Below are 13,829 nucleotides of genomic sequence, written 5' to 3'. Positions count from 1 at the left end.
CGCCTGGATAAAACCCTTGGAACCGAGGATATTCATGACGCGTTTCATANACCAGGATCAGCTACCCTATGCTCACATCGCCTGGATAAAACCCTTGGAACCGAGGATATTCATGACGCGTTTCATATTGTAGGCAAGCACATGAAGACTCATTTCCGTTCCGACATTCTTGAGCCCTTTGGTTAAAAAGTGCGTCGCACCCATCCACGCTTCCAACGTGCCAAAGGGATGCTCAACTGTTTGACGACGGATGCGCATTATATCCGGCGTCTGGCCTTTTTCGATGTTCTTGAAGCGCCAAATAAGCCGCTCTCTCGCGGGACAGCGATATTCATTACGTTCGGGCACGTAACGGAACGCCTCTCTGGGAAACATACCTTTAGCCTGGTTCGGCGAGGTTTTAGGCTTGGGAAGATATGTCGTGATACTGGCCTCATGAAAGGCAAGCACTTCATTACCCGTAAAATAACCGCGATCAGCCACGACGTGGAGATCACTGACGCTGCTAGCATCACGTGCTTGCTTGGCCATCCGGTAAAGCTGACGTCGGTCACTGCCGACATTAGTGACTTCATGGGCGACAATCAGACGATGCTGGCTATCGACAGTCGTCTGAGCGTTTTAACCCACAATTCCCGTTCCTCGCGCGCTCATGGAGCGAGCGTCAGGGTTTGTCAAAGAGACTTGCTGATCAGGTGCCTCGGTCCTTTGAATTTCAATGGATTGCAGTTGCTGAACTTCTTCTGTCAGGGAGGCGATCTTTTCCTTCAACCCTGACGTCTGCGCTTCTGTGACAACGGAGGAGCCTTGATTAATCATAACCGCCACTAAGGGCATCACCGACATAATCGTGACGCTTATCACATGCTAAGCAGAGCCCGCTCGCACAGGAAACCAATGATCTGTTCTTCGCTGAAGCGCTTCTTCATGTCCAATCTCGTTACGTATAGGATCTGACTCTAAAGTGTAGCGCTACTCAATCTGGGGGTGACGTCGAGATAAATAACTTCGTTTGGGCCGCCTTAGTATCCGATGGTGCGTCGAGGAACTACCTTGGCATAGTGAGCCTGAGATTTCTTATTACCCAAAATCAGTACTGCAGTTATTCTATGAATCCACGACTAAAGCGCCGAACCCTTTGGGCGCAGCGTTTTTCGTGGTGTTGCTGGTTAAAAATTACTGCTTGGCAGTCTCTGCCGCTTTCTTTGTTGTTTCTTCTGCCATTTTTTGGCTGTCTTGAGTAAAGCTTTGGCCGATGGACGTCACTTTTGCAGTGTCACCCTTCACACGCTCCATAAACTCGGTAGCAGTTTTCTGCTGAGTCTCTAGGGCGTTTTTAAAGCTTTCTTGGTCTTTTACATCAAGCCACGTACGCGCTTGTGAGATAGCCATATCCGAGTAGGCACGAGCAGAATCCATTTGGGCGCTAAACAGTTGGTCATAGTAATCAAGCGCGGTCAGCGTGTACGATCGCATAGATGATGCAAAAACGGATTCAATTTGTTGATTTGTGTTCTTGACGCTATTTTTATCAGAACTCATTTTATCGGTACTATTATTCATCAGTACTTCTCCAGATTTGAATATGCACGTAAGCACGTGTTTAGTGGGCATTTCTAAGCAAGGCTGTTACCTCTGCTGCCATTAAAGCTAGCAGTGTCTATTGTGCATCGCAACATGGTTTTTCCTCATGCTTGGGCTTGATCACTTCCTGATAGAGAAAAGTAACGTCAGTAAAGTGCTGCTAAGTGGTGCCCACCAAGTTTTTCGCGCTTGCTCGTCGATTTTCACCCCACTCAGGATTAATGTTTTCGACCTTTCTTACGTAGAAGCATCGCTGCACGTGATTTTATTATGCTAACCCCATGTTCCAAGAGGAAATTTAAAAAATCATTCACTATTTATTAATTGCATTACTTTTATATTAGTCTTATATCATAAAATTGATACTAATTTACTGACTTAGAATTTCCTTTACTTTTTGTTTTTTAGTATCTATAAATTTAAAACTGTGGAATAGTATTATTCCATGCATGGAAGATAGCAGTTAATTCGTTTTAAGTAACATTAAATAATTAGTCACCCAATATTAATGGCTGACTAACATTCAACTATTTTTATTGCTTTCTCATAAGGAGAGTTAATAGATATTGAATTATTTTGAGCTATATTTTTTGATATCGCATAGTATCCCGTTTTTTATTTACATACAGGATCATGCTCATGGATAACTTCACCGCACTGTTTTTTCTTCCGCAGGATCAGATCAACTTAGTCCATTCGCACGAAACAAGCGAAATGAATCGCTATCGATGGTTGGCGCTTAGGTACCTACCATTTGATACACCTATGAGCCGATTGATGACCATCATAGGCCAGGAGTGTGTACACCGTCTCCTTAACTTGCAAGAAGTAGCTAGCCGAATGGAGCTTGGTGCCTGCATTGATGTGCGATCGCTACCGGTAACTTCTTATTTTGATAACAATTATCAGCATTTTTTTGTGGTGGATGCGCGAATGGCTAGACAGGTTCTTATCGGAGCAGTAGAAGCAGCTAAATCCACGTGTACATTCATTAGCTGGCTTCTGGAAACCAATGCCACCCCTGAGCTTCATCAACCGCTCTTTATCTTTTCAATTCAGAAAAACAATGAGCATCGCATACTTCAAGATTATCTAGACCAGTAGAATACAGGCATTCCTGAGTTGTGCCACGTTACATGAAAAGGACTTATCTACCAGCACACCCTTTCTAGCGGAGCATATCCATGCTAGCGTCAATGCAAAATCCTACTGAACTGCTTAGTTATCTCGACAGAGATGGCAGCTCGCTAGTAAAGATCCTTTGGGATTTTTTTCCTGAACAAATGTTGATCATTCGCGTTGAGGGGAAGGTGCATTTCATCGTAGAGGCCATCAACCATTCTCAGCAAGTCAGGCTAGGTAGCGAATTGCTAGGTGTAGGACAACGCCTTGGCCATTTTTTTTCGTCATCGTTGAGTAATGAGTTGATGGCTAACTGCGTCCGCTGCATGGAAGAAGGTGTACCTGTTCAGTACACAGTGGCAGGTGAACACAGCGACGAAGAGCGTCACCTGCACGGCTGTCATGTCTATCTATTCCCCATCATGAAGCCTCCTAACATGATGTTGTCGCATCTATTCTGCATCGTCCGTAGTACAGGCACGGCCAACCACGCGCAGATTGCAAAATCTCCAGAGCATGAATTGGAATGCCGTGTAATAGAGCGCACTGCTGAATTAATGACCATTAATCTGCAGCTGACTTACTTAGCTACCCATGACTACCTCACTGAAACGCATAACCGTCGCCATCTTCTCGAACTGGCTAGCACTGAATTCCAACGGGTTTCCCGCTATGGTCTATCGCTCTGCGTGATAATGCTCGATGTTGACCATTTCAAGTCAATCAATGATAGCCAAGGACATATGGCGGGTGATCAGGCTCTCAAGTCTGTGGCACAGGGAATGCAGGCCACGGTACGCGACTGCGATTTGATCGGACGTTATGGCGGCGATGAATTTATAATCGTGTTGCCCGAAACGGATATCCTAGGAGCTCGTATCATAGCCGAGCGTCTAAGAAACACACTGGAAAACGTTAGTCTTTCTATCAGTATTGGCATCGCAAAATTTGAGCGTTATGACCAGACAGTCGATGACTTGATCAAGCGTGCTGATCAAATGTTATTGAATGCCAAGCGAAACGGGCGTAACCGAATCGAATGCACGCAGACCCTATAAGGAAGGGTGATATTAAAGGCCTCCCATTGCATAGGAAGTAGCAATTTAGCTAACGGTCAAGAGCAGGTGGACGTATAAAGGCACCACAGTTTTATGAGATTACATTAGTACATTATGAACGGCTGTTCCTGGCCGATATCGACTGCCCAGCCAGGGCCTACTTTGGCCCTGTCAAACTTCGGTCTGTTCTGCCATTTCCAAGCGCCATCCACTTCTATCTCAAGGTATCAAACAGTGCTTTCCAGCTAACTTATCGTTTGTGGCTCAGACCATCGTGCCGGAATGCAGTTGGTAGAGCGCAGTTTTGCATTGCCACCACGGCAGCAGGCGTAAACATAAGCCTGCTGGCAACAGCTGAGTCGACTTGCCGGCCCTTTTAAGCCGGCTTTGTCGGGGAAGGCGCCTCTGATCAGGGAGCGATGCGGGTACTGGCGTCGGTAAAGCCGATCAGTGAAATATCTATGTCCATGCGGTCACCGCGCGGACCAATCATACTGAGGATTGCCGTATTGCCACTGCGGAGTTGCTGCAACATCGACGACTCAATGGGCACGTCAGCACGGCACCCTTGCTCTTGGCAGACCTGATAGGGGAACTGGATTGGCTCACCGTTATCCACACTGAATTGCAGGCCCGCAGCCAGACGTACCCCTAGCGGCACGAAGAAGCTCATCACCGGGTCATCGATCTGGGGAGGGTAGTCGAGAATTACCTGCATCAAGGGCTGGTCGCTGTCAGGTCTAGTGATCAATTGCGACATCGCACAAGGGCTCGGACCCTCGGCATTACGCTGGCAACGGACTTCCCAGTCCTGGAACGACTCGGTAGTGACATTATTACCGGAGGCTGCCCCCGGTTGTTGTTGGCTGAAAGCATTGGGGGACAACACCAAGAGCGATAATAGCCCCATCCTGCATAGGTTTTGAGTAAGAGAGTTCGGCATTGGCGTAACCTCCTGTCGGTTCGCTGATGGTGGATAATAATACTCACCATGCCTGCTTGTTCGCTTGAGGTCGAGCCCTTGATTTACGAGAGCGTGGTTGGGCGGTTTACCTTCCTCTTCACCCAGTCTTCCTGAGCGTTGTATTATCTAAGGTAAAAGTAGATTTTATGTGTAAAACCACTCGCTATATAGGTGAGCTCCGGAGTGGTGATTCAGGCTTACACAGGACGCTAGGCAGGCGTGTTGGCTCGTGTAGAGGTGCACTGCTCCTGGGTCTCCCTAAGCTGAAAATCACCGTCAGATATCCTGCCGATATAAATCTGGCATTATACCCTGAGCAATATTCTGATACACCCAGGCTGTATTTATATGCCCGCTTACCTTTGCAGTTTTTTATTGGTGTGGTTTGTGTAGTGGTCAATTAAAAGTGAAAGGCAAGAAGGTGAAGGGCTGTTTGAAATTATGTAAGGTAACAAAGTTTCGTTCTATCATAAGCTACGCCTAACACTACTGCATTTTGCTATTAGGCATAGCAGTGAGCGGTAGTGCTTAGGTAGTTAGGCTCACTTAGTTCCCTAGTACATTAGTTTCGCTCTTCTTTGATGATTTAGCAGCTTTCTTTTCTTTGGCTGTTAAAAGAGGTTTCTTTTTAGTGTTTTTTTTACTGTCTTGTCCTTTGCTCATGCTATTTGCCTCTATTAATCCATTAGTCGACCCATTAAGCTGTATGAAACCAGCTTCCGAAAGCTGATGTTAGCGCATAAAGTGTCGACGCGCATTGTTATATAGTTAATACCCTACTAAAACGTAAAAGCTGGCCCCACCCTGGCCTTATGAAATCTTCAGGAAGTAGCAAGGTGACTGATAGACCGTACCTTGTTTCGCTACAAGCTAATTCTTTGTTTCTATAGGGTTAGGTTTATTTGTTAACTTTGACTAAAGTTTTTTTGTCCGATAATTGAACCGCGAAATATTCTACGCTGGCTTTTAAGCGGCTATTTGCCTTTCAGAACGTCAAAAGGCGCTGATTTTGCAAGTGGTGAACTGACTGGCAGGGCAACATACACTGTGTTGCCCATCTCTGCTTGAAAGTTATTCGGTGCCGGAACTTCTCTCTTCCGGTTCTAACTGACCATGCCGCTGCATCCAGCGCATCACGATCCAGCACAGCGCTGCCCAGCTAGCCCCGGCCGTCCAGCCCGCGAGCACATCGGTCGGCCAGTGGACGCCGAGATAGACGCGGCTTATGCCCACCAGCAGGGTCAACAATATCGCCAGTATCAGCAGGTAAGCCTTCAGCCTCCGCGCGGGCTGTATGCGAATGAGTAGCGCGGCCAGGGTGAGGTAGGTCACGGCAGACATCATCGAGTGGCCGCTGGGAAAACTCGCGGTGTAGACCATGGCTTCATGAGGCACGAGATCCGGGCGAGGGCGGTCAAAGCCCAGCTTCATCACTGTGCTAAGTAGTATGCCGCCGGGCACCGCGATTGAGGCAAAGAGAGCCGCGCGGTAGTGCCTGGCAAGTAACAGGTAGCCCAGGGCGCCCAATGTGATGAGTACCAGCACGCCGACACCGCCCAGTGCGGTGAAGTCTCGGCCCATTTCCTCAACCCAGCCCGGCCCGATTGGGTCGCTAAGATCTGCGGGGTTGCGAAGGGCGAGCAGTAGGCTCTCATCGATGCTATGGGTGTCCCCTTCAATAACTTCTTCGGCCAGCGCGACGAACCCCCAGATCCCACCGGAAAGTACCGCGACGCATAGCAGCATCGCCAGTTCGTAGCGGCCGAGCCGAGCCAGTAGGGAAAAGCTTTGGCGTCCAGCTTGTCCAAGTTTTCCATGGGGCTTCATTTGCAACTCCTTTGCTTTAATAAGTGATACGCAACGTCGATTCTGACGGTCTTATTGTGCCTGCGTTATCCATAGCGCGGAAAACCGCTTACTTCTACAGCAGGATGACGTTTTGTCAGGGGGCATTTAGCAGAATAGTTATGCATTGTCGCCGAAGGTCTTTCCCCAGTCGCGGGGCTGACCTGATGGTGCTGCCTGAAATGTTGCCAAAACGAAGTTGCCATGTGGCATTCGCGATTTTGGCTTCATCCTTGGCAGCGGCGTTGCCGCCAAGCTTATCGTGTTCACTGCCTATAAATGAAGGTGGTATAAAAGGTTAATTCCAGCGATGGCAGCAATCATTATCTGGAAACGTTGAAGCTAAGAAGATTTTGAAAATCTGCGCGTAGAGTGGGTGAAAGTAAGCACAGATTATTGCTCTAGGGGCACCTGGTTGAAGGGCTGATTTCGACCCAATCCGGATATCAGTGAGACCAGACGGCCACTACTGCAGCAGTAGATCGAGACAACTGGTATTGCCGGGCACGGCCAAGAAATTGATAGCCTCCGCGATCACAGGACCCGTATTGGCGCCACCGGTCGACAGCCTGCCCACGAGGATCGCCGCATAATCACTCCGAGCCTGCTGGCTCAGCGCTCGTCCCGATCTACCTGACATCACCAACCCCGCTACTCGTCGCCCGTAAATTTGCAACAGAACCCTAACAGGTGCTTTGGCGCGGCTTGATGATGTCAGATGCTGCGAGGCGTCGGTTAGCCTCATCGATTAGCGTATCGAATGTCGCCAAAACAATATTGCGTAGCCACCGGGTGGCGGGGTCACCATCAAGTTCTGATTTCCACATCACCCGAAAAGACACGTCAGGCAAAGATTCGGGAGGCTCAAATACCTGAATATCTTCACCCTGCACGCCTCCCAGTAGACACAGCGCGACAAAATTACCCAGCATGTCGGTATTGTTCAAAACCGCACCAATGCCTGACCAACTGACAGCGTGTAACCCAATCCGGCGTTTCAGGCCTAAGTTGTCGAACCGCTCTTTTACGGTTCCATGTGTTGCACCTGGAACGCGCACAACGACATGAGGCCAACTCATCCAACTTTCCGTTGTCCAGTCATTTGAAGCTGGGTGTCCATGACGAGCGAAGACATAGCGTTTCAGTGGGGGGAGAGCCTTAGCCGTCAATCCTGCCGGGAGAGGGAAGTTTGCGTTCCCAAATGCAATGTCTATTTCGCCACTTACGATCTGACCCATGGTCTCCTTTGACAGGGGCTGCCATGCAAGGCCGGACTCTGGTGCTTCTCTGTGCATCCTGCTGACAACTTCTGTGGCCACAATGTCCAAGCCGGGGCCGGCTATTTTGAAAATACGTGTGCTTTTCGAGGGATTAAACTCCGCTGGCGGCTGCACGGCGCGTTCAATCCGGGCGAGGATCGGCTGTATCTCTTGGTAAAGTGCGAGAGCCCTTGGACTGGGCTGCATAATTCCACCAACACGAACCAAAAGCGGATCACCAAGCTGGTCGCGCAACCGACCTAAAGCATGGCTGACTGCCGAAGGCGTACGTCCGAGTTGTTCTGCGGCCCGATTGACACTGCCCTCATCCATCAACACACGGAAGACCAAAAGCAGGTTCAGGTCCAGGTTTCTAATCTGAATTTCATTCATGCTAAATGAATACTATTTGCTTTTATGACACGGAATTACCAGCATAATGGCCCCGTATCGGTCAAAAATCAATATACAGCTGAAAGGAATTCACGATGGCGCTCTCGCTACCAAACGCAAAGACTCTATTTGTTGATACTGGCCCAAGACTGGTGCTTGGAGGCATCTTCCTGATCGGCGCAATTGATGGGTTTTGGTACATATTCACTGGATCGCACCTCATCCACCCACCAACATCAGTAGATGGTCTGGCTTTTGAAGCCGCTCTCAAAGAGGTTGGATTTTTCTGGCCCTTGATGAAAATTATCGAACTGATCGGCGCTTCGTTGTTGCTGAGCAATCGAGCGCCTGCACTAGGGTTGGCATTGCTTGCGCCTGTGATGGCGGTGATTGTGGTGTTTCATGTGGTGTTGAATCCCGCCGGACTGCCGCTCGCTGCCATCTTGGTGGCAACCGGCGGAATGACCCTTTGGGCCCAGTTTGACCGTTTCAAACCGCTGACAGCTTCTGGAACACCGAAAAATCCGACCAACGACGCCGACGGCCAGTATCCGTGACCAGGAGAACTTCTATCTGGAACATGAAGCTATGGCCTGCCATAGCTTCAGGCGCTTATAACCAGACGACTAAAACCGTGAGACGATCCTCAGCATAGGGGGCCAAGATAGTCCAAGCTCGCTCACAATGGCTCGGTCAGTGCCCGCCTATTCCTCCTCCGGTTCCTGCTATGCTTCCGTTTGCTCGGCCATCTCCAAGGCATCGTCTACCTCTATCCCGAGGTATCTGACAGTGCTTTCCAGCTTCGTATGGCCCAGGAGCAGTTGAACGGCTCTAAGGTTTCTCGTTTGGCGGTATATCAGCGATGCTTGGTATGGCGCAGCGTATGCGTGCCGACGTCACCCCACACTGAAGCGTATGTTTCCTGATGACACTGACCGCCTCGTCTTGCACGAAGCCTTCTACAATGCGCTCTACCTCATGCCGCGAGGCTTGCTCAAGAAAAAGCTGATTGCCTTTTGCTCCAAGGTAAATGTAAACGACACCCTCACAGCAGTGGGCAGGATATGCGGCAACAGATTCCTGATCTGGTGAACATCCACCTGCGGCCTCCTGAGATCGAAGACCGCCTGATACCTGTCCATGACCTATGGCCAGGGCAAAGAGATGGTGAAGCATGCCGAGATCACTCTGAAGACGGGGACAGCTATCTACTTTGCCGACACGCATGGCCCATTACAGGTGGGTTCAAGCGGTTGGCCGCCCCCTTAACACCAACGGACTGTTGAGAGAGTACCTGTCGAAGGGCACGGATCTATCGGTCTACAGTCAGGAAGAGCTCGACGAGATCGCCGACTCACTCAATACACGGCCGCGTAAGACACTGGACTGGCGCACGCCGCTGGAAGTCTACGCCGAGGTGCTCAAGAAATCCGTTGCCGGCCGAGCACGTTTAAACAATGTAATTCATTAGTTTGGCCTTTATTTTGTTGACCATATCGACTGTTACATTAATTAACATCTACAATTATCACTGAGCGATATCTCATCTTGACAGTTTGAACAGTTGGTTTCGTTAGTTTCCATCGTTGTGTGCAAAACCATCGTGCTTCTTCCAGAGGTAACGTCGATGAATGCAACAATTAACAATGCAAAAAACGCGCGTCAATACACGGTCTTCGTAAGCCACGCATCAGCTGATAGTAATACTGCCGCAGAGTTTGTGGATGCGATAGAAAGGAAGGGACTCACAGCCTGGATCGCGCCGAGAGACATTTCTCCAGGACGAGAATATGCCGAGGAGATCATTAAAGGTATTGATCAGTCGAAGTGCTTCGTATTACTCGTTTCTGAAGCTTCCAATCTTTCTTCCCATGTCCGCCGAGAAGTCGAGCGGGCCGCATCGAAGTCGAAACCGATCTATCCAGTTCGTATTGAAGATGTACCGCCATCACCAAAGCTTGAATATTTCATTTCCATGCATCAGTCTCTTGATGCGCTGGATGGGGTTCTCACAACGCATGCTGAGCGCATTGCCGCGGCGATTGCATCGGACGAAGAATGGGTGGATAACCGAGTTCTGACACGCCGCCGCCGTTGGCGGATCGGTGCTGGTCTCTCTAGTGTACTGTTAGCTGTGGCGATATTCGTCAGCGTCGTCTTCGCCCCCGATATGCGCACCTTGTTTATGAATGATCGAGAGCGCGCTGTCGCCGAGCTCGCGAAACGGGGGAGCTCGCTTACCAGTGAGGACGTAGCTCGGGCAATGGCCAGTGCGAATGTTGTCGACCTCAATCTTTTCCTGGAAGCTGGAATTGGGGTGGGGGCACTGACAGATGGTTTTATTCAAGCTGGTCGGTCATTCTTTGATCGTAGCCAGGGAAATCAGGAGGCCATTCGCTGGTTCAAAGATGCAATTGCAGCAGGGGTCGACCCAAATCTCACCGTGGAGAGCGAGCACTATGTTCGCGAAGGGCTGATTTCATCGGCGTTCGCAAGCGGTAATACGGCCGCTATTCTCGCGTTACTCGAAGCCGGAGCAAGCCCACACACCTACCAAGATCTACATTTATCTCCTTACGCAATTCCGAGGATTTTGTTTCCTTACACTTATGCTTTAAGCAATGATCATTGGTCAGAAGACCAGCAAGCAGAAGTTGCGCGCGGTTTAGCGGCTGCAGGTGCTGCACTGGTACCTCCGGAGGAAGACGCGTTCAGTTTTGAATACCATCACATAGAACAGTACAAACAATTGGTGGAAGCCTCAGAGAGGCTTAACTTGTCTTCTGCAATCCTTCCTGCAGGTTGCGCTGCGCGAAGCAGTACGTCCATATGCGAAAAGGCGACGGCAGAAACCAGCAAAGACTGGTGTGCATTGGCCGAAAAAATGCCCGAGTATATTGTGCCCGGTGACAGTTACGACCACAGGATGACCGGGTTTACCATTCATCAACTCTTAACCGTATCGCAAGGGAAGGGCTACTTTCTCACCACGACACCGCAAGGTTGGGACGGTGGATATGCCTTGCTAGAAGTGGCGGCCAATGAACAGGACTGGTCAATCTATCGTTACATGTCTCCTGGCGCGGGGCTTGGGCATTGCAAGCCTTTTATCAACCAGGAAGACTATCGGCCAGACGACTGCTGGCGCCGCTTTTCCATGCGTTGGGAACCTGATCGTTCAGTCGTACGCTTAAGTGATTATTACGATTATACGGCGTTAGCATGTTCACAGGATTCCACATCCGACGGATGAACGAGAACATGAGGACAAATCTGAACGCTTTCGGTGCCTTCTCTTCTAGTTATAAATTGAATCTGTGCTGCCTTGCCGGAGGCCTTAATGGGGCGCCTCAGGAATTGCTGATCAGCATCACCCGCAGTCATCCTATTTCAAGCACAATTATGCGCTCTAATTATCTGATTTAGAAAGCAGATCAAGCCTTCGCGTTGCAGGCGGGCATTGTTCTTACCGGGAGATGTACCTCATGGCCAATGCGCTGAGTCATCAGATTGTTCTCGTCCTGTGGGGTACTTTTCTAGCCTTGATGGTCTACCGATGTTCCAGAACGTTTCCGGCTTGGACGCTGCTGGTGACAGCATTGTTGGCCGTATTGCTTCGGATCTTAGGTTTTTTTCTTTATGAAATCGAAATGAAAGCTGGCGAGATCGGCTTGGTGGAGCTTTTGGCAAATGCAGTGTTTGTGTCTGTCCAATTACTTTTCATGAATGATGGCCCTAGCCCCGATGACAATATTCTGATTCAAATGTCGCGGCTTTCTGCCTTGGCGACAGTTTTCATGCTGGCCTACGAGGCTATCCGTCGGCTTTTTGCCGATTCTATCCAGCGCGTGATGCTGCAACTCAATAGGCAACACGTGGTGATCTGTGGCCTCGGGCAGATTGGCTACCATTTGGTGCGCGATTTGCGGGCCGCGACAGAGGAAAGTGGGAAAAAAAGACCGGGCCTCCCTAAGGTGGTGGTTGTCGAACCCGATCGAGAAAACCATTACCTCGATGCCGCGCGTCAGTTGGGAGCCACCGTAGTGCATGGAGATGCCATTGATATTCAGACACTCAAGGGTATCAACGCTCATAAGGCGCGTGACGTATTCTTTCTGACGGGGAAGGATGAAGCGAACATCGAGGGCGCATGCAAACTTGATGACCTTATTGCCGAAAGGCTTCTGCCGGCGAATCATATAGCGCCGAATCTCTATGTGCACCTCCGACATGCGGATCTTGAAAGCGTGATTGAGAATCGCCGGAGCTTGGCTACTACCTCGGGCCGTAGCCGTATTAATGCTTTCAATGTTATTGATCGCTCGGTGCGAGATGTTGTCGGTAATCTTATTCTGCCGTGGCGGCCCCGAACGACATCGCAAGTTGCACACTTCGTGATCGTCGGTTTCGGTGAGGTCGGCCAGCGGCTGGCTTTGCGGCTTGCAGAACTGGCGCACTTTGAGAACTACAAGCGCTCGCGTATGACCATCGTCCACGAAGCCAGCGAGCACGACTCAGTGCGGCGATTCCAGCAGACATACCCACGGATGATGCCCCCAGAGGCTCTGGCCGATGCCTGGATGCCGGATGCAGCGAAGGATGACTGGTCCTTCGGCGTTTCTTTTGCTGATCACGAAAGCCCCCAGCCGAGCGACCGTGGCGTGCCGTTTGTGGTCAACGGGGGCTGGACAGAGTTGGACGCCGCGCCGGAATCCGATGAATTCGTGGGTCGGATCGTGGAGCTGGCCGGTTCACCCGGCTTGCGGCCCTTCGTGTTTATCTGCAGGGAATCTGACGAGTTGAATTGTTCGCTGACGCAGAAGCTACGTACAGAGCTGGATCAAAGGCTTAAGGTAAGTAGCGAGGAGGATGGTACATTGCTGAAATACCGGGATGGCCTAATGCCGGTAGCGATTTTTTCGTATGTACCCCAACGCCCCATTCTGACGCGATTGGTTGAAAGCCCGGATTTGTTCAGTTTCGGCGCGTCCGATGTCGTCTGCACCTACAAAGAGCTGACCAGGGATTTACAACAGCCGCTGGCGGAGGCACTTGCCGCCGATTTTCATCGCCACTACGAGAAAAAGCGGGCAGTCGCGGCTGGGGAAACACTACGCGACATCAAAGCGCCTGCCTTCTCGACATTGACGGCATGGGAGCGACAATCCAATCTTTCAGCCGCGGCGCACCTGAACACCAAGCTGGCTGCATTGGATCTGAAGCTAGTTTATCGCGATGATACCAGTATGCCGGTCGACACCGTCGAAATAACCCCCGACCAACGCGAGCATGTGGCACGCATGGAACACAACCGCTGGCTAGCCGAGCGCCTGCTCAATGGTTGGACCTTTGGTGAACGCGACAATGCCCGCAAGCGGCGGCTGTCGATAGTCGATTGGGACACCCTCAAGGGCGACGAGCTAGCAAAGGACCGAGACCAGATTGATCGCCTCATAGACTTCTGTAGTAAGCATCCCGCCATAGCGCTGACAAGGGCGGATAGCGGGCCTGTTTGAATATAGTGCGCTGAACTGAAAATCTGTCAGTCCATTGGTTGCGCGCTCCTGTCCGGCCGATAGCCAATCTGACGCGCGAATTGAAAGT

At 50.3% G+C, this 13,829-nt stretch carries 10 protein-coding genes and 2 pseudogenes; 6 read left to right on the top strand and 6 right to left on the bottom strand.

Annotated features, from left to right (window positions below):
- Positions 1–72 precede the first annotated feature (72 nt).
- Positions 73–777: pseudogene (locus HZU72_RS16965) on the bottom strand (transposase); the annotation flags it as partial.
- Positions 778–1,176: 399 nt separating this feature from the next.
- Positions 1,177–1,563 (bottom strand): phasin family protein, encoded by a 387-nt coding sequence (locus HZU72_RS16960; RefSeq protein WP_235976160.1) that lies wholly within the window; start codon positions 1,561–1,563, stop codon positions 1,177–1,179.
- Positions 1,564–2,223: 660 nt separating this feature from the next.
- Between HZU72_RS16960 and HZU72_RS16955 the strand changes: the two genes are divergently transcribed.
- Together HZU72_RS16955 and HZU72_RS16950 are read left to right on the top strand one after the other, a co-directional pair.
- Positions 2,224–2,688 carry a hypothetical protein gene (locus HZU72_RS16955; protein ID WP_235976159.1) on the top strand — a complete coding sequence of 155 codons (465 nt, stop codon included), beginning with the start codon at positions 2,224–2,226 and terminating at the stop codon, positions 2,686–2,688.
- Between the two features lie 80 nt (positions 2,689–2,768).
- Positions 2,769–3,764, top strand: a complete 996-nt coding sequence (locus tag HZU72_RS16950) for a GGDEF domain-containing protein (protein ID WP_180094203.1) — start codon at positions 2,769–2,771, stop codon at positions 3,762–3,764.
- 409 nt (positions 3,765–4,173) lie between these two features.
- Here the strand turns inward: HZU72_RS16950 and HZU72_RS16945 are convergent, their stop codons facing one another.
- The 4 genes from HZU72_RS16945 to HZU72_RS16930 all read right to left on the bottom strand — a co-directional run bounded on the left by HZU72_RS16945 (position 4,174) and on the right by HZU72_RS16930 (position 8,225).
- A complete protein-coding gene (locus HZU72_RS16945; RefSeq protein WP_180094201.1) occupies positions 4,174–4,707 on the bottom strand; it encodes an invasion associated locus B family protein in 534 nt (177 codons plus the stop codon).
- 1,092 nt (positions 4,708–5,799) lie between these two features.
- Complete coding sequence (locus HZU72_RS16940; protein WP_180094199.1) at positions 5,800–6,555, bottom strand: phosphatase PAP2 family protein; 756 nt, start codon at positions 6,553–6,555, stop codon at positions 5,800–5,802.
- Between the two features lie 484 nt (positions 6,556–7,039).
- The gene (locus HZU72_RS16935; protein ID WP_180094197.1) at positions 7,040–7,213 is read right to left on the bottom strand and encodes a hypothetical protein; all 174 of its coding nucleotides are present in this window, start codon (positions 7,211–7,213) and stop codon (positions 7,040–7,042) included.
- A 43-nt stretch (positions 7,214–7,256) separates the two neighbouring features.
- Complete coding sequence (locus HZU72_RS16930; RefSeq protein ID WP_180094194.1) at positions 7,257–8,225, bottom strand: LysR family transcriptional regulator; 969 nt, start codon at positions 8,223–8,225, stop codon at positions 7,257–7,259.
- Between the two features lie 95 nt (positions 8,226–8,320).
- On the opposite strand from HZU72_RS16930, the gene HZU72_RS16925 reads away from it, so the two are divergent.
- The 4 genes and pseudogenes from HZU72_RS16925 (at position 8,321) to HZU72_RS16905 (ending at position 13,741) form a co-directional block, all read left to right on the top strand.
- Positions 8,321–8,782: a hypothetical protein gene (locus HZU72_RS16925; protein ID WP_180094192.1), complete on the top strand. Its 462-nt coding sequence runs from the start codon at positions 8,321–8,323 to the stop codon at positions 8,780–8,782.
- A 346-nt stretch (positions 8,783–9,128) separates the two neighbouring features.
- A pseudogene (locus HZU72_RS16915) lies at positions 9,129–9,696 on the top strand (IS30 family transposase); the annotation flags it as partial.
- A gap of 156 nt (positions 9,697–9,852) precedes the next feature.
- Entirely contained in the window at positions 9,853–11,478 is a 1,626-nt protein-coding gene (locus HZU72_RS16910) for a toll/interleukin-1 receptor domain-containing protein (RefSeq protein WP_180094190.1), read from the top strand.
- Positions 11,479–11,710: 232 nt separating this feature from the next.
- Positions 11,711–13,741 (top strand): NAD-binding protein, encoded by a 2,031-nt coding sequence (locus HZU72_RS16905; protein WP_180094187.1) that lies wholly within the window; start codon positions 11,711–11,713, stop codon positions 13,739–13,741.
- The last annotated feature ends 88 nt before the right edge of the window (positions 13,742–13,829 follow it).

Origin of the sequence: Vreelandella sedimenti, from assembly GCF_013416325.1 — a bacterium.
GTDB classification, from domain to species: Bacteria; Pseudomonadota; Gammaproteobacteria; order Pseudomonadales; family Halomonadaceae; genus Vreelandella; species Vreelandella sedimenti.
Note: the sequence above shows the minus strand (reverse complement) of the source record. Positions and strands in the feature narration are given on the sequence as shown.

Excerpts from the sequence above, each read along its gene's own strand:
- HZU72_RS16925 (WP_180094192.1), top strand. The coding sequence starts at position 8,321 with ATGGCGCTCTCGCTACCAAACGCAAAGACTCTATTTGTTGATACTGGC.
- HZU72_RS16940 (WP_180094199.1), bottom strand. The coding sequence starts at position 6,555 with ATGAAGCCCCATGGAAAACTTGGACAAGCTGGACGCCAAAGCTTTTCC.
- HZU72_RS16935 (WP_180094197.1), bottom strand. The coding sequence starts at position 7,213 with ATGTCAGGTAGATCGGGACGAGCGCTGAGCCAGCAGGCTCGGAGTGAT.
- HZU72_RS16950 (WP_180094203.1), top strand. The coding sequence starts at position 2,769 with ATGCTAGCGTCAATGCAAAATCCTACTGAACTGCTTAGTTATCTCGAC.
- HZU72_RS16955 (WP_235976159.1), top strand. The coding sequence starts at position 2,224 with ATGGATAACTTCACCGCACTGTTTTTTCTTCCGCAGGATCAGATCAAC.
- HZU72_RS16945 (WP_180094201.1), bottom strand. The coding sequence starts at position 4,707 with ATGCCGAACTCTCTTACTCAAAACCTATGCAGGATGGGGCTATTATCG.
- HZU72_RS16905 (WP_180094187.1), top strand. The coding sequence starts at position 11,711 with ATGGCCAATGCGCTGAGTCATCAGATTGTTCTCGTCCTGTGGGGTACT.
- HZU72_RS16960 (WP_235976160.1), bottom strand. The coding sequence starts at position 1,563 with ATGAATAATAGTACCGATAAAATGAGTTCTGATAAAAATAGCGTCAAG.
- HZU72_RS16930 (WP_180094194.1), bottom strand. The coding sequence starts at position 8,225 with ATGAATGAAATTCAGATTAGAAACCTGGACCTGAACCTGCTTTTGGTC.
- HZU72_RS16910 (WP_180094190.1), top strand. The coding sequence starts at position 9,853 with ATGAATGCAACAATTAACAATGCAAAAAACGCGCGTCAATACACGGTC.